Annotated in this window: 16 protein-coding genes; 7 read left to right on the forward strand and 9 right to left on the reverse strand. The window is 73.5% G+C overall.

The window, feature by feature from the left end:
* Positions 1 to 62: 62 nt before the first annotated feature.
* Positions 63 to 461 (reverse strand): hypothetical protein, encoded by a 399-nt coding sequence (locus WMF26_RS13975; RefSeq protein ID WP_438000744.1) that lies wholly within the window; start codon positions 459 to 461, stop codon positions 63 to 65.
* Between the two features lie 95 nt (positions 462 to 556).
* On the opposite strand from WMF26_RS13975, the gene WMF26_RS13980 reads away from it, so the two are divergent.
* The 3 genes from WMF26_RS13980 (at position 557) to arfB (ending at position 5,856) form a co-directional block, all read left to right on the forward strand.
* Positions 557 to 2,077 (forward strand): DUF1990 family protein, encoded by a 1,521-nt coding sequence (locus WMF26_RS13980; protein WP_438000745.1) that lies wholly within the window; start codon positions 557 to 559, stop codon positions 2,075 to 2,077.
* Positions 2,078 to 2,284: 207 nt separating this feature from the next.
* Positions 2,285 to 5,242: a DUF2169 domain-containing protein gene (locus WMF26_RS13985; protein WP_438000746.1), complete on the forward strand. Its 2,958-nt coding sequence runs from the start codon at positions 2,285 to 2,287 to the stop codon at positions 5,240 to 5,242.
* Positions 5,243 to 5,427: 185 nt separating this feature from the next.
* Entirely contained in the window at positions 5,428 to 5,856 is a 429-nt protein-coding gene (gene arfB, locus WMF26_RS13990) for an alternative ribosome rescue aminoacyl-tRNA hydrolase ArfB (protein WP_061623050.1), read from the forward strand.
* Positions 5,857 to 5,866: 10 nt separating this feature from the next.
* On the opposite strand, the gene WMF26_RS13995 is transcribed toward arfB, so the two are convergent.
* Entirely contained in the window at positions 5,867 to 6,835 is a 969-nt protein-coding gene (locus WMF26_RS13995) for a Uma2 family endonuclease (protein WP_438000747.1), read from the reverse strand.
* A 70-nt stretch (positions 6,836 to 6,905) separates the two neighbouring features.
* Positions 6,906 to 7,415, reverse strand: a complete 510-nt coding sequence (locus WMF26_RS14000; RefSeq protein ID WP_438000748.1) for an NUDIX hydrolase — start codon at positions 7,413 to 7,415, stop codon at positions 6,906 to 6,908.
* A 231-nt stretch (positions 7,416 to 7,646) separates the two neighbouring features.
* Here WMF26_RS14000 and WMF26_RS14005 point away from each other — a divergent pair, with 231 nt between their 5' ends.
* Entirely contained in the window at positions 7,647 to 8,642 is a 996-nt protein-coding gene (locus WMF26_RS14005) for an AraC family transcriptional regulator (protein ID WP_438000749.1), read from the forward strand.
* A gap of 20 nt (positions 8,643 to 8,662) precedes the next feature.
* Here WMF26_RS14005 and WMF26_RS14010 read toward each other — a convergent pair whose 3' ends face one another.
* Entirely contained in the window at positions 8,663 to 10,048 is a 1,386-nt protein-coding gene (locus WMF26_RS14010; RefSeq protein WP_438000750.1) for a lipase family protein, read from the reverse strand.
* Positions 10,049 to 10,485: 437 nt separating this feature from the next.
* On the opposite strand from WMF26_RS14010, the gene WMF26_RS14015 reads away from it, so the two are divergent.
* On the forward strand, positions 10,486 to 11,454 hold the full coding sequence (locus WMF26_RS14015) for a hypothetical protein (RefSeq protein ID WP_438000751.1): 969 nt from the start codon (positions 10,486 to 10,488) through the stop codon (positions 11,452 to 11,454).
* A 6-nt stretch (positions 11,455 to 11,460) separates the two neighbouring features.
* Here the strand turns inward: WMF26_RS14015 and WMF26_RS14020 are convergent, their stop codons facing one another.
* The 4 genes from WMF26_RS14020 to WMF26_RS14035 form a co-directional block, all read right to left on the reverse strand.
* On the reverse strand, positions 11,461 to 12,285 hold the full coding sequence (locus WMF26_RS14020) for a hypothetical protein (RefSeq protein ID WP_438000752.1): 825 nt from the start codon (positions 12,283 to 12,285) through the stop codon (positions 11,461 to 11,463).
* Between the two features lie 44 nt (positions 12,286 to 12,329).
* Positions 12,330 to 13,376, reverse strand: a complete 1,047-nt coding sequence (locus WMF26_RS14025; RefSeq protein ID WP_438000753.1) for a nicotinamidase — start codon at positions 13,374 to 13,376, stop codon at positions 12,330 to 12,332.
* A 57-nt stretch (positions 13,377 to 13,433) separates the two neighbouring features.
* Positions 13,434 to 15,350 carry a hypothetical protein gene (locus tag WMF26_RS14030; protein ID WP_438000754.1) on the reverse strand — a complete coding sequence of 639 codons (1,917 nt, stop codon included), beginning with the start codon at positions 15,348 to 15,350 and terminating at the stop codon, positions 13,434 to 13,436.
* A gap of 75 nt (positions 15,351 to 15,425) precedes the next feature.
* Positions 15,426 to 16,289 carry a protein phosphatase 2C domain-containing protein gene (locus WMF26_RS14035; RefSeq protein ID WP_438000755.1) on the reverse strand — a complete coding sequence of 288 codons (864 nt, stop codon included), beginning with the start codon at positions 16,287 to 16,289 and terminating at the stop codon, positions 15,426 to 15,428.
* A gap of 389 nt (positions 16,290 to 16,678) precedes the next feature.
* Here WMF26_RS14035 and WMF26_RS14040 point away from each other — a divergent pair, with 389 nt between their 5' ends.
* Positions 16,679 to 17,047, forward strand: a complete 369-nt coding sequence (locus WMF26_RS14040) for a carboxypeptidase-like regulatory domain-containing protein (RefSeq protein ID WP_438000756.1) — start codon at positions 16,679 to 16,681, stop codon at positions 17,045 to 17,047.
* 12 nt (positions 17,048 to 17,059) lie between these two features.
* Here the strand turns inward: WMF26_RS14040 and WMF26_RS14045 are convergent, their stop codons facing one another.
* Positions 17,060 to 17,749, reverse strand: coding sequence for an NUDIX hydrolase (locus tag WMF26_RS14045; protein WP_437337552.1), 690 nt, complete (start codon positions 17,747 to 17,749; stop codon positions 17,060 to 17,062).
* A 267-nt stretch (positions 17,750 to 18,016) separates the two neighbouring features.
* Here WMF26_RS14045 and WMF26_RS14050 point away from each other — a divergent pair, with 267 nt between their 5' ends.
* Positions 18,017 to 18,880: an STAS domain-containing protein gene (locus tag WMF26_RS14050; RefSeq protein ID WP_438000757.1), complete on the forward strand. Its 864-nt coding sequence runs from the start codon at positions 18,017 to 18,019 to the stop codon at positions 18,878 to 18,880.
* Positions 18,881 to 18,927 lie beyond the last annotated feature (47 nt).

Here is an 18,927-nt window from a genome sequence, read left to right on the forward strand (position 1 = left end):
GCTCGCTCGATGAGGTCCTCGCCGGATAGGGGAAGCGGCAGGCTCGCCCTGCACGGGAGACGCTACCGCGCGAGCCCTTCCTCCCCGCAGAGCGCGTCGTACCAGCGCGCGTAGCTCGTGGACGCGACCAAGCGTCGGTTCTCGTCGGGCGCGCCGTCGCTCCACCACGGCGGCCCCCGCTCGCCGAGCGCGATCTTCGCCTCGTTCACGCGACGGCGGGCCGCGCGCAGCGCCCCCGCGTCGCCCGCGCGCAGCGCGCGTCCGACCTCGCGCCGCGCCGCCATGAGCTCGGAGACGAGGCGCCTCCGCGCGTCCTCCGGCAGCGCGGGGTTGGCCCGACGCCACAGGCGCCCGCGCACGATCAGGTAGCGGCCGTCGGGCGTGACGAGCGGCCCCTGCGAGGCGCCTCCGCGCGGCGAGGCGGTGCCGGGGCGCTGCGCGCCGGTGATGCGCGGGCTCATGCCGCGCCTGCAAGCAAGTCCCGGGCACGCCGCGAGCTGGGGCTGGCACGGCCTTCGCCTGTCCTCGCCCATCCGATGGGTGCAAAGGAGAACGGATGATGAAGGTTCTGGTGACCGGCGGCACAGGGGTGGTGGGCCCGGAGGTGGTGCGGCGGCTCCTGCGGAGAGGGCACGGCGTCCGGCTCCTGTCGCGCCACGCGAGCGACGATCGCAAGCCGTTCGAGGGCGACGTCGAGGCGTTCGACGGCGACATCGGCGACGCCGCGTCGATCCGCGGCGCCGCCGACGGGTGCGACGCGGTGATTCACCTGGCGGCGACCGTCGCCGAGCGGCCTCCGCAGGTCACGTTCGAGCGCGTGAACGTCGAGGGCACACGCAACATCGTCGCCGAGGCCGAGCGAGCGCGCGTCCAGCGCTTCGTCTACGTCTCGTCGCTCGGCGCCGATCGCGGCGAGTCGGATTACCATCGCTCGAAGAAGGCGGGCGAGGAGATCGCCCGCACCTTCTCGCGCGAGTGGATCATCCTCAGGCCCGGCAACGTCTTCGGGCCGGGCGACGAGCAGATCTCGCTCCTGCTCAAGATGGTGCGCACGCTGCCGGTCGTGCCGCTCGTCGGCAAGGGCGACGATCCGTTCCAGCCGATCTGGTGCGAGGACTGCGGCGAGGCGCTCGCCATCGCGGCCGAGCGCGCCGACCTGGCGGGGCGCGAGCTCGACCTGGCGGGCCCGGAGCTGACCTCGATGAACCAGGTGCTCGACCGCTTCGAGGCCATGACCGACCGGCACCCGACCCGGATCCCGTTGCCGGCGTGGATCGAGTCGACGGGGGCGAAGCTCGCGGCGAAGTTCGGCATCGAGACGCCGGTCAACGCCGACCAGATCACGATGGTGACCGAGGGGAACGTCATCCCCGAGGGCCGCGAGAACGCCCTCGACGTGCTCGGCGTGAAGGCGACCCCCCTCGACGAGAGCCTGGCCAAGCTCGGCGATTCGCTCCCGGAGCGGCTCCCGTCCGAGGGGCTCGGCCCGATGCACCGCAAGATCTACCGCGCCGTGATCCGCGGCGCGCGCCTCGACGCCGAGGGGCTCATCGCGCTCGTGCGCGACGAGTTCCCGGAGCTGACGCCGCGCAAGACGGTCGTCGTCGGCGCCGAGCCCGAGAGCCCGACGCGCATCGCGCCGGGCGCGACGCTCACGATGGCCCTGCCGCTGCGCGGGCACGTCCAGGTGCGCGTCGAGGAGGTCTCGCCCCGCGCGGTCACCCTCGCCACCCTCGAGGGCCACCCGCTGGCCGGCGCCGTGCGCTTCCTGGCCGAGCCCGCGCCCGGCGGCGACGGGTCGGTGCGCTTCGAGGTGCAGACGTGGAACCGCGCCTCGACGCTCGCCGACCTCCTGGTCATGGAGACGCTGGGCGGGGCGATCCAGACGTACACGTGGACCTCGCTCGTCGAGACCGTCATCGAGCGCAGCGGCGGCCGCGCCGAGAAGGGCGTGGAGGTGATCCGCGACGACCCCGACGAGCGCGAGGGCAAGGCGTTCGAGCGCTGGCTGGAGGAGCTCATCCACCGCCGCGTCCGGCGCGACGGCGCCCCCGCGCCCGCGATGGCCGCGGGCTGATCGCCGAGGGCGGAAAGCGGAAAGCGGAAAGCGGACACGAGACGCGGTCGGCGCGGCCGGGGCCTGGGTGTGGGCTGGCCCGCGCCAGCCCCGAAGCGCTCCGCAGGAAAGCGGCGCCGCGCGGTGTCGCTTCGTGCCTCGATCGGGCGCGGACCGAGGCAGCCCGCCACGGCTCGCGCTTGTCGTCCGCGGGGCGGCGGGCTTAGAGTGGACGCTCGCCCTCGCGTCTGCCTCGCCGGGCCCGATCCGCCGCACGTGACCTCGCCGTGGCCTGTCCAAGTCGTCGCGCTGAACGCCGTGTCGTGCGGCTCGGTGCTGTGGCAGGCCGGGAGCGCGCAGCGGGTCACGGTCATCGTCAAGGCCACGCTGGCCCTCGCGCACGATCGCCTCGCCTGGCCCATCGCGCCGCTTCCGATCGTGCGCGAGGACCGTCACGGGCCCTCGGGCTCGCTCGAGGCGGCGAGCGAGGTCGCGCCGTACCTGCCGAGCGTGGGGGTGGTGCTGACCGGCCACGCTTACGCGCCGGGCGGGCAGCCGATCGCGACGATGATCGCCCGGCTGGCGATCTACCGCGGGGAGGCGCGCCTGCTCGACAAGCGGCTCAAGATCGTCGGGGATCGCGCCCCCGTCCCGCCGTGGAGATCGCAGCCGTTCCAGCGGATGCCGCTCGTCTACGAGCGCGCCTTCGGCGGGCCCGGGGTGCCCGAGAACCCCGTGGGGGTCGGCGCCGCGTCCAGCGCCGCGCCGGCGCTGCCGAACCTGCTCGACCCCGTCCAGCCCACGCGGCCGGCCGGGATGGGGCCGATCTCGCCGCGGTGGCCCGCGCGGCAGCGGCTGCTCGGCGGCGCAGAGCCGCGGGGGGGCGAGCCGCAGCAGGCCGGGCCGACGGCGGGCTTCGACTGGCGTTATTTTCACGCGGCGCCGCCCGATCAGCAGCTGCCGTTCCTGCACGGGGACGAGTGGCTCGTGCTCGACGGGCTGCACCCCGAGCTGCCGCGGGTGCAGACGCAGCTCCCCGCGGCGCGGGCGATGGCGCGCCGCTATCCGGCGGGCGGGGGCGGGCAGGGGCAGCCCGTCGATCTGGCCGCCGACACGCTCGTCATCGATGTGGATCGCCAGATCTGCTCCATCGTGTGGCGCGGCAGCTTCGCGCTCGAGCGCGCCGAGGAGGGGGCGTCGATCCGGGTGTGCGCCGGCCTCGAGATGCCGGGCCATCCGCTCTCGTGGCCCAGCCTGGAGCAGGCCGCGCCTCCGCCGCACGGCCGACCGAGCGCGCCGGGCGATCTCGGCGCGACGCTCCCCGTCGGCGGCGCGTCGAGGTCGAGCGCGCCGGGCGATCTCGGCACGACGCTCCCCGTCGGCGGCGCGTCGAGGTCGAGCGCGCCGGGCGATCTCGGCACGACGCTCCCCGTCGGCGGCGCGTCGAGGTCGAGCGCGCCGGTGCTTCCGTTCTTGCCGAGCCCAGCAGCCCAGGCGCAGGCCTGGCCCGCCGCGAGCGCCGCGCGGGAGTCGCGGCCGTCGCGGTGGTCGGGCGCCACCCTCGTGGACGAGGAGACGCGGATGCAGGACCCGGCGGAGCTGGCGATGCAGCTGCAGGCGCCGCTCGCGCCGTTCGCGCTGGCGCCGCCCGGGTTGCCCGCGCAGCCGGCCGCGCCCATCCCGGGAGCGCCGTGGGCTCCCCCGGAGCCCGCGCTGCAGCCCAGGCCCGCCGCGCTGCTCCGGCCGATGGACGAGAGCGCGACCGCGCTCGTCGACCTCGATCCGCCGGACGCGCAAGAGGTCGTGCCGGAGACCGAGGACGCGCCTGTGCCGCTGCGGCCATCGGCAGCTGGGTCGGCCGGGAGCACGCCGGCCGGAGAGGGCGCTCCGCCGGCGGTGGAGGCGCCGCCGGCGGTGGGGGCGCCGCCGGCGGTGGAGGCGCCGCCGGCGGTGATGGCGTCGCCGGCGGTCGTGCCTCGAGCCGCCGATCCGCCGGCGGCCGGCGTCGTGGCGCCCCCGGACCCCGCGGGCGCCGCCGGCGCGGCACCGGCCGCGGGCGCCGCTGCCGTGGACCCCGCGGACGAACGCCTGCGGGCCGAGGTGATCGCGCGGCTGCGGGCCGGCGAGCTGCTCGGAGGGCTCGAGCTCGCGCACGCGGACCTGAGCGGGCTCGACCTGAGCGGCGCCTCGCTGTCCGCGCTCGATCTCCAGGGCGCGAGCCTGCGCGGGAGCAAGCTCGCCGGGGCGCGCCTCGCCGACGCGAAGCTCGCCGGCGCGGATCTCGGCGGGGCAGACCTCTCGGGCGCGGATCTGACCCGCGCCGACCTGTCGCGCGCCGTGCTGGAGGGCGCGCGGCTCGACGGCGCCACGCTGCACGAGGCGATCCTCGCCTCAGCCCGCGGCGCAGGGGCGAGCCTCGCGGCCGTGACCGGCGCGCGGGCGAGCTTCGCGCGGGGAGTCTGGGACAGCGCCTCGTTCGAGGGCGCGGACCTGCTCGCCCCCAACCTCTCCGGCGCCTCGCTCGGGGCAGCGCGGTTCACGGGCGCGTCGCTCCCGGAAGCCCGCCTCGACGACGCGCGCGGCGCCGGCGCCGCGTTCGACCGGGCCAGGCTGGGGAACGCGCGCGCGCCGAGCGCGGAGCTCACGGGGTGCTCGTTCCAGGATGCGGCCGCGCCCGGATCGGTCTGGCAGGGCGCAAAGCTCGACGGTTCGCGCTTCGCGGGCGCCGACCTGACCGGCGCCGACCTGTCGCGCACGAGCTGCGCGTCGTCGGTCTTCGCGGGCGCTGACCTGACGGGCGCCAACCTGCAGCGCGCCCAGGGGAACGGCGCCGATCTCGAGGGCGCTCGCCTGACCGGCGCGGATCTGCGGCAGGCGCGGCTCGCGGAGGCGCGCTTCGACGGCGCGTCGCTCGGTCGGGTGATCGCCCACCGCGCCGATCTCGGCGGGTGCCGCCTCGTGCGCGCCGATCTCTCGGGCGCGAACCTGCGCGCCAGCCGGATGCGCGGGGCCGACCTCTCCTTCGCCCGGCTCGATGGGGCGGACCTGCGCGACGCGGAGCTCGACGGGGCGAACGTCTACGGGGCTTCGCGGCAAGGCGCGAAGCTGAGCAAGCGCGACGAGGCGCGGCTGGTCGAGGTCCCGCCCCGGTCGGGGGATCCCGGCGGCGGGGCCGCGGGGACCTGACGCTCCACCGGGAGCCGGCGCCCCGTGGGCAGCCGGCGCTCCGCGGGCGGCCGACGCTCTCGCCGCGCGCAGCGACGCTCTCGCCGCCGACAGCCTGCGCTGCGCTCTCGCCGCGGGCCGGCGCGTGCTACGCGTCAGGTGCCCCGCGCGGCGCTCACGCCCGCCGCGGGGAGGAGCGAGCCGCCGTGTCCCACCCCCTCGTCGTCAACGATGCGCTGACCGCCCCGGCCGCGCTCCTCAGCTGGAGCGCGGTGCGCGCGTCGGGGCCCGGCGGCCAGAACGTCAACAAGGTCGCCTCCAAGGTCGAGCTGCGCTTCGACTTCGCCGCATGGCCGGAGCTCGACGAGGGCGCCAAGGCGCGGCTGCGCGCGCTGGCGCGCGGCCGCCTCGACGCCGAAGGGCGGCTGCTCATCGTGAGCCAGTTGACGCGCGATCAGCAGCGCAACCTGGACGACGCGCGCGAGAAGCTGCGCGCGCTGATCCTGCGCGCGCTCGAGGTGCCGGCGCTGCGGAGGCCGACGCGGCCGACGCGGGCGTCGAAGGCGAGGCGGCTCGACGACAAGCGGCGCACGAGCGAGAAGAAGCTCGTGCGCCGCGGCGGGGGCGCCGACTGACGGCCGACCCTCAGCGCTTGCGCCGGGTGCCCGCGACGACCTCGGCCGCCGTCGCCGCGGTGGCCGCGCGCTTGAGCCATCGACGCAGCTTGCTCGGGTCGTCGCAGCCGGCGATCGCGCGCGCCACCTTGGCCGGCACGGCGACCCCGCGCGCCTGGAGCACCGTGGTGATGGCCTCTTGCGCCATCCGGATCTCGCCGAGCAGCGCGCCGCGCGCTTCTCCGCGTGCCTCGCCGCGCGCTTCTCCGCGCGCCTCGCCGAGCGTCACGCCGCGCGCTTCTCCGCGCGCCTCGCCGAGCGCCACGCCGCGCGCCTCCCCGCGGGCCTCGCCCTCTGCGAGCGCCGCCTCGAGCGCGGGCACGCGCTTCTGGAGCAGCGCGCGGGCCACGGCGTCGTCCGAGGACGCGGCGTCGAGCAACGCCTGGAGCGGCAGCGGGCGCACGAGGCACGGGTCCTCGATGACCGCATCCTTCGGGAGCGTCCGCCAGCCATCGGTCTCGCGCGACCATTCGAGCACCCGGTGCTGCTTCACCAGGATGCAGAACACCCGCCGCACGCCTCGATCGATCAGCCGGCGCGCCTTGCTGGTCGGAACGGCGAGGGCCTGCTTGTCGCTGACCTCGAAGGCCAGCTCCTCCAGCCGCCGGTGGCCCCCCCGGTCGGGCTTCTGCGCGAAGACGCTGGCGTCGGGCGCGTAATCGCTGCCCTCGTCGGCCCGGGTGAGCATGTCGACGGCGCCCCGGTAGCCCGGGGCGACGTGGGCGCCGAGGACATAGGTCAGATCGAAATGCTGCGTCGCGTGCGGCGTGTCGGCCGGGGCGGCGAAGATCTCGGCGCCGTCGAGGTACTCCACCCGCGTCTCGGGCGGGGCCAGCCGGTCGTCGACGTGCGGGCGCGCCCTGGACGAGGGCGCCTTCAGCGTGCGGCCGGACGCGTCTGCGCCGGGAGCGAGGAGGACGTGGTCGTGCCTGCTGCGCATGCGCTCCAGCATAGCCCAGCCGGCGCCCGGCAGGGCTCGCGACGCCCGCGACGCGGGAGGCGGGCGCGGATCAGGCGTTCGCCCGCAGACAGCCCAGCTCGTACAGCCCCATCCACCCGACCTCCGGATCCGTGCAGGCGCCCTCCCTGAGCTGCGCGACGAAATCCTCGATCGGCTTCTCGATCACGTCGATGAACTCGGTCTCGTCGAGCGCCTGCGCCCCCCCGCGCACGCAGTCCACGGCCAGGAACGCGTGGCGCTCGATGGTCGAGTAGGCGCACTCCAGCGGGCGTCCGAGCGGCAGGAGCCGCCCGGCGACATACCCGGTCTCCTCGAGCAGCTCGCGCGCGGCCGCGTCCTCCGGCGTCTCGCCCGGCTCGACGCCGCCGCCGGGGAGCTCGTCGAGGATCCGATCCGGGCCGGGCCTGTACTGGCGCGCCAGGATCACCCGCTCCTCGCGGGAGATGGCGAGGACGCAGACGACCCGCCCCTCCTTCTTGAGCGAGAACGTGCGGATCTGCCCGTCCGGGAGCTCGAAGGTGACGTCCTCGATCCTCCGCCACGGCGAGTGCTGGGTCACGCGCCGCTCCAACGCTCTCCACCGCACGACCGCCATCGGAAACCACCTCGGAGCCCCGCGCGCGCCGGCGCCGCCGCGAGGCGACGAGGGCCGCGGGACGGGCACGGCTACCAGGCGTCACCGCGGACGACAAGGGGCGGGGAGAGCTTCCGCGCGCCGGCCTCGCCCCCGCGCGACGGCGCGCCGCCGTGATGGCGGGCGCAAGATCGGATACGACAGGGAGCGAGCGCCATGGGCCCCACCGGCTGCATCAAGGCCATCCGACTCTGCGTCCTCACCGCGTCGCGCGCCGGCGTCGATCCGCGCGAGGCCCTCGCGGTCGCCGGCGTCGACCCCGCCCTGCTCGAGGATCCCACCGCCCGCGTCCCCCACGACACCGTCGTCCGCGCGTGGACCCACGTCCCCGAGCTCGCGCGCGACCCGGCGTTCGGCCTGCACGCGGCCGAGCTGCTCGTCGGCCAGCTGTTCGACGTCGTCGATTTCGTCACCGACCAGTGCGCCACCGTGCGCGAGGCGATCGGCTGCATGCTGCGCTATCAGCGCCTGATCCACGACGCCTTGGACGTGCGGCTCACCGTGGATGACGCGCGGGCCCGCGTCTCGCAGCGCTTCTCGGCCGCCGTCGCGCCGCCGCAGCTCTCGAGCTTCATCGTGGGCCTGTGGGTCCTGCGCGCCCGCGCCCTCACCGGCCTCTCCTTCACGCCGCACCGGATCACGCTCGCCCATCCCGCCCCGGCGGAGCGCGGCGAGTACGACCGCCTCCTCGCCGCGCCGCTCGCCTTCGACGCGGACGAGAACGCGATCCTCTTCGACGCCGCGTTCCTCGACGCCCCCACGCTGCGGTCGGACCCGGCGCTCGGCGCGGTCCTCCGCCGGCACGCCGACGAGCTGCTCGCCCGCTTGCCGGCCGAGCCGGGCGTGCGCGGCGCCCTCGAGCGCCACCTCCTCGAGGCGCTCGGGCGCGGCGTCCCCGACGTCGGCGCTGCCGCGCGCGCGCTCGGCATGAGCGCGCGGACGCTGCAGCGGAGGCTCGGCGACGAGGGCGAGAGCTACAAGAGCGTCCTCGACGAGGCGCGCCGCAAGCTCGCGACCGCCCACATGCGCGAGCGGGGCCGCACCATCGCCGAGATCGCGTTCCTGCTGGGCTTCTCCGAGGTGAGCGCCTTCTCGCGCGCGTTCCGCCGCTGGACCGGGCACAGCCCCGCCGCCTACCGCCGCTCCGCCTGACGGCGCGGAGGCGGGCTCGGTCAGTCGAACTCGGTCACCGAGTCCCTCCGCTGGGACACGCGCAGATAGGTGAGCGGCGAGTGGTCGGCCAGCGAGAAGCGCAGCTTGATCCAGTGGAGGAAAGGCAGCTGCTCGATGACGAAGGCCGCGACCCCGAGCGCGAGGCCCAAGGTGGCGGACCAGGTCTGGTTCACCTTCCCGGCGTGCTCGCCCCAGCCGGACCCGTTGGCGCGCAGCTCCTGGCCGAAATGCGAGAACGACCCCGTCGAGATCGGCGGGAGCGACGGCACCACGTCCACCCCGTAGACATGACGGAACAGCTTGTCCCCGAAGCACCGGCCGAGCTTGTCGGCGAACACCTTGTTGCCGACCATCGGCTGCCCGAAGGTGTAGACGCCGCGCAGGCACCCCTGCAGCGCCTGGAGGTCTTCCACCGCGTCTTCCGGAGCCTCGTTGGCCATGAAGAGCTGCGACGCGGCGAGGACCGCCAGCGCGCCGCCCAGGCTGTGGCCGGTGATGTAGAGCGCCTTCAGCTCGGGCTTCTCCGCGCGCTTCGGCCCGGCCTCGCGCGCGCGCAGATGTCCAGCAGCCGCGTGGGGCGCCAGGGCCGCCGACGGCGCGGACGAGGTGCTCTCGTCACACCCGGGCGTCGCGGGGGCGTCCTCCGGCCGCCCTCTGCCGGCGCTCTCCGGAGCGACCTTGTCCAGCAGCCGCTCCCTGGCGTCCTGCACGATGAGCTTCTTGACCGCGCGCACCTCCTCGAGGACCTTGTCGAGCCGCGCCTCGTCGACGCTGCGCACGAGCCCGTCGAGCGTCACCGAGCGGACGGCGGTCCTCTCGATCTCCCGCGAGAGCTCGTCGTCGACGCGGCGCCCGTGGAGCGCGCCCCTCAGCATCACCAGGAGGGGCGACCACACGGCCCGGGCGGCCCGGTAGAAGCCGCCATGCACCGTCCCCGCCGCGTGGAACGGCTCCGGCTTCACGGCGGCGTCCGTCAGCCAGGTGATCACGTTCCTCAGCCTCGTCCCGCGGAAGCAGAGGATCGCCAGCTGTTTGCACGGGCTCTGGACGAGGTATGCGCTTGTGTCGACGAAGAGCTCCTCGTTGGTGAGCGAGACCTCGACGCACGTCGCCCCCTGGAGGCCCCGGCGGCCCATGATCCTGGTGAAGGTGTCGATATCCGAGTACGCCCACGCCGACGCGGTGGCGAGGAGCTGCGCCGCCCGGCTGTCGTACTCCCCCGGCCTGCTCTTGAGCAGGTGCTCGACGATCCCGCGGGCGCTCGGCGCCTCCTGACCGTCGAGCATCGTCTGTTCTCCGGCGCTGCCCCGCGACGCCGTGATGACCCGGGGCCGTCGAGGGACCGCGAACGGCCCATCGCTGCTGTCCGCGCGGTCGGCGCTCACCGTCTCTGCGCGTCCAAGCTCGCGATCGATCTCGGGATTATCACGGTTCGTACAAGCGACCTGAAACCTCATGGCCACCCCCCATCTCTCCTGTCGATTGCCGGCTGTCGCGGCGAAGGCGCACGTCGTCGCCCGTTTGCGCGATCGAGGCCCTCTGTCGATCCGCGCTCCGCGATCTGCGAGGCACGAGCGCGGCCCAGCAGCGGCGGAGAAGCGACCCCCACCGTACCACGGCCGCCCCGCGCGCGGTGAGTCGCAATCTGGCTACGGCACCACGCTCTCGGGCGCGTGCTCCCGGGACAGAACAACGGGACAGCGGCGTGGACAGAGGCCCTCGAGGCGCCGCTGCCCGCGAGCCGTCCTGGCGGCGCGCCCGGTCAACACATTGGCGCCGCCGGTCAAGGACGGGGCGCGGGCTCGTCCTCATCCTCTCCGGCATGACCTACCTCATTCCGAGCCAAGAGCAGGCGCACGCGGGTCTGCGTGCCATCAAGGGCGTCCTCACCTCGGCCGGTCCCCTCGACGGGCCGCGGCGCGACGCGATCGCCGCGGTGCAGCGGCACCTCCTCCACACGGCGCACGACATCGACGCGCTCGCCCCGATCGCGCCCGAGGCGCTCGCGGCCGCCGTCCGCGAGCCCGCGCTCCGCGAGCAGCTCGTGAGCGGCCTCTGCGCGATGACCCTGTGCGGCGAGCGCATCGACGAGCGCGAGCTGCTCGAGGTAGAGCGCTTCGCCGCGGCGCTCGGGGCGCGCCCGCCCGCGGTCCGCCAGCTCCAGCGCCTCTACGAGCGGCGGCTGCTCCTCCTGCGCATCGACATCAGCCGCAACGCGCTGCTCGGCAAGAGCGTGCGGCGCATGCTCGACGAGGGCGGCGTATCCGGGCTCGCCAGGAACCTCGCGAGCTTCGCCGGCCTCCTGGAGAACGAGCCCGTGGCCGCGCGCTACCGCGCCCTCGAGGGGTACCCGGAGGGCACCCTCGGCAAGGCGCTGTTCACCTTCTATCGAGAGAACGGCTTCTCCTTTCCCGGCGAGAAGCGCGGCGTGCCCGAGGGCGTGCTCACCCACGATCTCAGCCACATCCTCGCCGGCTACGGCACCGACCTCCGCAGCGAGGCGCTGACGATCGCCTTCCAGGCGGGGTATCGCCGCGAGAACCCGTTCGGAATCCTCGTGTTCCTGCTGGTCCAGCTCCAGCAAGGGATAACGCTCACGGTGCTCGCGCCGTCGCAGCAGGGGATGCTGGCGACGCCGGGGCTCGCCGACGATCTCGTGCGCTCGTTCGTTCGAGGCACGAAGATGAACATCGACCTGATGGATGACTGGGATTTCTGGTCGGTCATGGACGTGGACGTCGAGGAGCTGCGCCGCCGTTACGGCGTCCTTCCCTGGGCGGCCGCGGCCTGACGCGGCTCACGCGCCGAAGCCGCCGGCGGCCGTCTTCGAGAACGACGCGCCGCCCTGGCTGGCGCGCACCGCCGACTGCGAGAACAGCGCGAACGCCTTGCGGATGTCGGCCGCGTCGCTCTTCGGCGTCAGGATCCAGCGGTCCTCGATCCCCATGTCGCGGAAGACGGCCCGGAAGTCGGTGTTCTTGTCGTCGATGCCGATCGCCGCCACGATGTGGGCCTCGGCGCGGCGCATGTCGCGGACGAGCGCGCACACGTCCTTGGCCTTGGCCCACGTCGATCCCGCGTCGGCGCCGTCCGAGATGATCAGCGTGACCGTGCGCGCCGGGACGCCGTTCAGCGCGAACTCCTGCGCCTTCGCGATCACCGTTCCCAGGAGCACCACCGTCTGGTCGTAGAGCGGCGTGCCGAGCTGGGGGTCGTAGTTCTTCGTGTCCATCTTCACCGCCTGGGCGATCGGGCAATACGGATACAGCACGGTCCCGTTCAGGTAGCGGTTGTGCGCGAGGATGGAGTCGCGCTGCTTCGAGTCGGCGAGGGCGCTCACCACCAGGTTGTGCCCGTCCCGCACCGCCCGGGCGTTGCCGGCGAACTTGATGGATCCCGAGTCGTCGGGCATCACGGTGACGAGCACCACCTCCGACGACGCCACGTCGTCCACCTGCACGCCGAAGCCGGCCTGGATCTGGGCGCCCAGGTCCGTGATGTGCAGCGCCTGCATCGCCTCGGGCGAGAGCGCGCCCTCGTCCCGCGCGGCCTCGAACAGCTGCTCGATGTCGAGCGAGCCACCGCCATTCATCGTCTTACGGTCGTCTTTGCTCATGTTCATCGCCTCTCTCCTCTCCTTCGCTTCACCGCGCGGCCAGCGCCGCGCTAGGCGAGCCAGCGCGCGATCGGGTCGGTGCTCTTCACGAGGTTCATCCCGGCGGCGGCGAACCGGCTCAGCGCCTTGTCCGCCTCGGCCGTGAAGTCGGCGACGAACCCCCCCTTGCCGTCGGGCACCGTGACCGGCGACATGCAGTCCGTCATCACGTAGATCTTCTTCGCGAGCGCGCGATCGGTGAGCGCGATCTCGGTCAGGATGTCCTCGATCGAGCTGCGCACGCAGTGGCTCGCCGCCTGGCCGGCGATGAGCACCGCGTCCGCGTGGAGCAGCGTCTTCAGGAATGCCGTGCTCCGCTGCGCCAGCGGCTGGCCGTCGTGGCGCGTCAGGACCTCGGGCTGCATCACCGAGTAGTTCTCGGTGAGCGGGTTGCCGCCCTTGACCTCCACCCACGACTGCACCCCGCGCGCGAACGCGTGGAACATCCGCGCCTCGTGCACGACGCCCGCGAGCGCGTGGCCGTCGCTGCCGAGGATGCAGTGCGGCGGCCACAGGTACAGCTTGTATTTGCCCGCCTTCTCGAGCTCCTCGCAGTAGTACCGGACCTGCTTCATCAGCCACGGATAGCTCCCGCCGCAGAGCCACCGCGCCACGGCCGGGTTCGGCCGCACCTCCCCCGCGTCGATCTGCGCCGTCGTGATCTCGCGGTGCGCCGAGAGCGGCCGGTCCTCGCGATCCACCCAGAAGGACGGGAAGAAGATCTGGTACGCAAAGTGGGTATCCATCGTGACCGTGACGTTCGTGATGGACGCGAGGTTCTTGTAGATGAACTCGGCGATGCGGCGGCTGTCGTCGACCGCGCCCGTGCCGCTCCTGCCGGCGACGTAGAGCGACCCCTGCGGGAAGCAGAAGTCCTTCTGCACGTCGATGAGCAGGAGGTGCACGTTCCGCGCGTCCGCGGCCGACGGCTTGACGCCGTGCGCCTTCCGCCACGCGGCGGCGGCGCCGTGGAGCGCCGTCTCGTCGGGGTGGTAACCCCACCGCTCGGCGTTCCTCGGATCGTAGAAGGCGGGCAGCGGGAGCTCTGTCGTTGTCATGGTCTCTCTCTCCTCTCAAGGGCCCGCGGGAGCGGGCCAATCAGCTCAGAATCGAACTCACGCGATGCGAAGCAAGGTGATCGTCTGCGCGTCGACGACGAACAGGCCCTCTGGCCCGACGAGCAGCCGGGAAGCTTGGGTGACGAACGGCTCGGTGCCGGGGAACTGCCGCGTCTCCACGAGCGCTCCCCCTCGGACCTCGACGCGGACGACGCCGCCGTCGGTCGCCGAGAGCAGGAAGCCGGACGCCGCGCACTTGCCCGTGAGCGCCCCGAGCCACGAGCCGCCGCCCCCCTCGCCGTCGGCGACCGCCTCGACCGCGCCGTCCTCGCCCACGACGATGCACCGGTGCACGGTCCGGCCGGCCAGCTCGGCCGCGAGGAAGAGCCACGCGCGCCCGCGGCCGGCGCGCGGCGCCGCCCCGTCGAACACGCAGGTGGCCGAGGTGAGCTTGCCGCCGGGGAAAGGCAGCTTGACCGTGTCCTTGAGGCCCGGCCGCTCGGCGTCGAAGACGAACGCGATCGAGACGTTCCCGGCCCGGTAGAAGCCGAGCCCGAAGCGGGGACCGACCCAGAACACCGTTTGCCCGGCGAGGACATCGCCCATCGCGACGGCGCCCGCCTCGCCCGACAGCGCGGCGGCGCCCGGCCTGCCGCTGCGCAGGAGCTTGCCGCCACGGGTCCAGTAGCGGGCGCGCTCGTTGACGCCGAACGCGGGGCTCGTCCCCAGGCAGTCCACCGGGATCCGCTCGGGCGGCGCTCCCGGCGAGAGCACCACGAGCTCGCCGGCGCGGCCGATCAGCGTCGCCCGCCCTTGCACCGCGAACCGCATCGCGGGGTGGGGCGCGCCGGACAGGACGACCGACCCGTCCTCCCGCAGGAACCGCCCGCCCTCGTGCACGAGATAAGCGAGCCCGCCCGGCCCGGCGGACGCGGCGAGGATCACCCCGCGCGTGCTCAGGAGCCGCGTCGCGAGCACCTCGCCGTGGACCACCGTCGACGCCTTGACGGCGGCCGGCGCCGCGCCCGCGCAGGTCGGACAGGCAGGGCGCGCGTGCTCGACGCCGCACGACGCGCACCGCGCCCACGCGAGCCCCTCGAGCAGCCGGCGCGGGAAGACGCCGCGCTCATCCTTGACGAAGACGCGGTACAGCGCGTCGAGGAGATCGTCGGGCAGCACGCGGTAGGGGATGGCCGGCTTCGGATACCGCACCTCGCGGTCGAACACGGTGATGCGGCGGAGCGGCCTCGCGCACTCCGGCACGCGCGCCGCCGCGGACCGCGGCCGGAAGACGCCGCCATAAGGCCCGACGCAGAGCAGGCTCTGCATGACCATCACGGCGAACGCGTACCAGTCGGAGTCCGGCGAATAAGGCCTCCCCAGCGCCGGCCGGGGCAGGGAAGGGTCGCAGAGCAGCGGATCGACGAAGCGCTCGGTGAACACCTGGCACAGGAACGGGCCGAACTGGAAGCTGTCGGCGTCGATGACGAACGCCTCGCCGCCGGCGACGAGGACGTTGAGATCGTTGAAGTCGCCGATCACCACGCCCCGGCCGTGGATCGCCTCCACGGTCCGGTGGAGCCCCGCGAGCACCTCGGAGACCGCGGCCGACGAGAGCCCGCCGTGGCGCATCGACGGCTCGCCGTACCGCAGGAGCGGCTCGGCGCCCCGCACGAGGCGCATGGCGTAGCCCACGATGCGCTTCTTCGATCGGTCGGTCGCGAGCTCGGCGGGCGCGATCACCTGGGCGGGCAGCGCGCCGGGGAAGGCGCGCAGCTTGTCCTGGTGGCGCTCGATGCGGTCCTGCGCGGCGCGCTGCTCGGCGTCCTGTCCGGCGTAATCCGGGTGATCCGGCGTCTTCCAGACCTTGAGCGCGCGGCCGTCGCCGAGGTCGAACACGTCCGCCTCTCCGCCCTTGCCGATCGAGGCCCGAGGGTCGAGCCGAGCCCGCTTTGCACCGAGATAAACGTCCACCTTCGCCTCCTCCGGGCGCCCCGAGAGCCTCGTTGTCCACGCCGCGATCCGCGCGAAGCCGCGCAGGGCCGCGGGTCAATCGCGCGCGCTCTGCGCCCTCCGCACGACGACGAGCGTCGTGTCGTCGCGCAGCAGCCCGCCCTCGCGCTCCATCCGCTCTTCCTTCCACACCGGCCGCGTCACCGCGCGGTTGATGAGCGCGAGCCGCCGCCTCACCGCGTCCGGGTTGGCGAACATGCGATCGTCCTCCCAGAACCTGGAGAGCGGGCCGACCGCGCCGCCGCCGCCCGGGATCTGCCGGCACGACGACTCCAGGAGATCGATCGCGCCGTCGGTGCCGAGCAGGGCAGTCTGGAGCGCGCTCGACGGGAAGGCGCGGTGCACCGTGAAGCGCGGCGCCTCGCCGCCCGGAGGGCGCTCGAGCAAACCATACGCGAGGTACGGGGGCTCGTTCCGCGGGAAAGGGCCGAGCCGCAGGAGCTCGTCGCCGAGGGCGATCAGGCCGTCGCCGAGGGAGAACGCGCACGCCCTGTCCCCGGAGACGGCGAGGCCGACCACGGTGAAGAGGAAGTAGGTCGACACGACCTCGGCGAGGCTCCCGCCCATGCCGGCCGCCATCGCCCGGAGCGGCGCGAGCGCCCCGCGCCGCACCTCTTCCCACGTCTCCGGCGACTCGATATCTCCGCCCCGCCGGAGCGCGCCGAGGACCTGCTCGGTCACGAGCCGGGCCCCGAGCGCCGCGCCCACCTCGCTGCGCGCGCCGCTGCCGCAGCCGTCGCAGACGACCGCGGCCAGACAGCCGCCCTCGGCCCGGAAGGCATAGGCGTCCTGGTTGGGCCGCCCCACCGCGAGGTGGTCCGTCCCGGTCACCGTGCCGCCGGCGACCTCGAAGCGCGATCCCCCTCCGAGGTCAGCCGGGAAAGCGGCCTCGCATGTCATGCTGGTCCCTTCTGCGCCCGTCCCAGGGCGCGCTGCCGACCGGACGTGGACGACGCGGCCGAGCGGGCCGTCGGATCCCGACGTGGGAGGTCCACGGTCGATGCCGGCCGCGGGGGCGCGCACGCGGCGCGCCCTCGGCTGTGTGTTCAACGTACACTAAGCATGGTGTCGAATGAACACTATGTCAACCCCGATCGCCCGCGGGCGGCCTGTACGAGCCAGGTGCGAAATGCCCGGGGGCGCGTATACTCCCCTGCGGGCCCTGGCGCGGGTCGACCCGCTGGCGCGGACGGGCGACGATGGCCGCGAAGGCGAGCTCGCTGGAGCAAGGCCCCATGAAAACCCGCCGTGTCCGTTCCAGGCCAGCGTCATCTCCGGAGGAGCTACCTATGGGTTCTCAAGTCTGGTGTGCGTTGCGGAGCGCGTGCATGGCCGCCTTGGCGGCGGCAGCGCTCGTCGGGTGCGACCCGGGGATCGATGTCTCCGGCGTCGTGCGTGACGCGGCGGGCAATCCGATCATGGGCGCGGAGGTCACGCTGACGTGCCCTGACGCGCGCCTCGACGGCAAGACGTCCACCAACGCTTCGGGGCACTTCGAGGTGCCCTCGAAGATCGGCTGCCTCGAGCTCGAGTGCAAGGTGTCGATTCGAGCTCCAGATGGCAGGTCGAAGGACTACATGGTCCGCGATCACTGCAAGGACAGGAAATATCAATGCGGCGCAGCGTGCAATGTCGTCACGCTGGATGCCGTCCTGTGACGCCGCCCCGCCTCAGATCTCGAAGCTGAACCCGTCCTTCTCGAGCCGCTCGTACTTCCGCCGGTCGAACCGGTAGAGCCGCGCCGCCCGGTGGGCGACGTCCTGCTCGACCTCGTCGAGCTCCACGAGTAGCCCGGTGCCGAGGACCTTCTTGCGGAAATTGCGCTTGTCGAGCGGGCGCTCGAGGATCTTCTCGTAGAGCCGCTGGAGCTGCGACAGCGTGAACTTCGGCGGCAGGAGCTCGAACCCGATCGGCCGATACCGCACCTTGCCCTTCAGCCGCTCCAGCGCGGTCGAGAAGATCTCCTCGTGATCGAAGGCGAGCGCCGGCGTGTCGTCCACCGAGAACCACGCGGCCTCGCGGGCGTCGGTCGCCGCCTTCACCCGGTGATCCCCGAGCTTGACCAGCGCGTAGTACGCCACCGACACGACGCGCTCGCGCGGGTCGCGCCCGAGCGCGCCGAAGGTGTAGAGCTGCTCCAGGTACACCCCCGAGAGCCCCGTCTCCTCGGCGAGCTCCCGCCGCGCGGCGTCGTCCAGCGGCTCGTCGACGCGCACGAAGCCGCCCGGGAGCGCCCACCGGCCGCGGAACGGCTCGAGCTCCCGCCGGATGAGGAGGACCTTCAGATCCTCCTCATCGAGGCCGAACACGACGCAATCCACCGTCAATGCCGGCCGTGGGTGCTCGTATGCGACGGACATCCGGACCTCCGTGTAACCTGGACACGAAGCTTTGTGTAATCCGGACACCATGTCAACCCGCACCGCGCCGCGTCGCGCCCGGCCTCGCGGCGCGGCGCGGCGGCACGGCGACTGCGGGCCTCGATAGCTTCACCGGGACATCGCGTCTGCGAGGGCCAAGCGGCCTCAGCAAGCGGTGCGATGTTTCCCCCGGTGGGTTCACGAAACTTGCCGTCCACCGTCGACAAACGCTCGACGGCCAGCGCGCACGCGGGGTAAAAAACTCTCATGACGGGGGACGAGGCGTCGGTCGCGGCGGGCGCGGAGATCCAGAATGAGCCCGAGGTGGAGCTCGGAGAGGCGGAGCTGCTCCTCCGGGCCGTGCTCGACAATCTCCCGGTCGCCGTGTGCAGGTACGATCGCGAGGGGATCTTCAGGTTCCACGACGGCAAGGGGCTGGAGCTCTCCGGCGGCGTGCGGCCGGGAGAGCTCCTCGGCAAGAGCGTCTACGAGCTCTATGCGGGGGCGCCGGAGGGGGTGGAGGCCATACGGCAGGCGATCGAGGGGAAGGGGTCGCACGTCGTCACCGAGGCGCACGGCCTCACCTGGGAGACATGGTACGTCCCCGTGCGCCACGGCGGGGAGCCCGGCGCGGTCAGCATCACCATGGACGCCACCGCGGCGAGGCAGCGCGAGCAGGAGCTCCGGAACAAGCTCGAGCTGATCGAGAAGCAGCAGAGGGTCATCCGCGATCTCTCGACGCCGATCATCGAGGTCTGGGACAAGGTGCTGACCTTGCCCATGGTGGGCGTGGTGGACAGCCTGCGGATCGCCGAGGTGATGGACAACCTGCTGACGGCGATCGTGAACAAGGACGCCCGCTACGCGATCCTCGACCTCACGGGCGTCGACGCGGTCGACACGCGGACGGCCGGGTACATCATCGAGATGATCAAGGCGATCCGGCTGCTGGGCGCGGAGGGGATCGTCACCGGGATCCGGTCGAACGTGGCCCAGACGATGATCGCGCTCGGGCTCGACCTGTCCGGCGTCACGACCGTCGGCAACCTCCGCGCCGGCCTCAAGCTCTGCATGCGGCGCATGGCCGCGGCGGGCGACGCGGGCGCCGCCGGCTGCGTCCCGGTGAAATAGCCGCCTTCGCGGGCGCCCGCGAGGCGCGACGCGGGCGCGCCTCGCGC

The organism is Sorangium sp. So ce185, from assembly GCF_051526825.1.
GTDB lineage: Bacteria > Myxococcota_A > Polyangia > Polyangiales > Polyangiaceae > Sorangium > Sorangium cellulosum_D.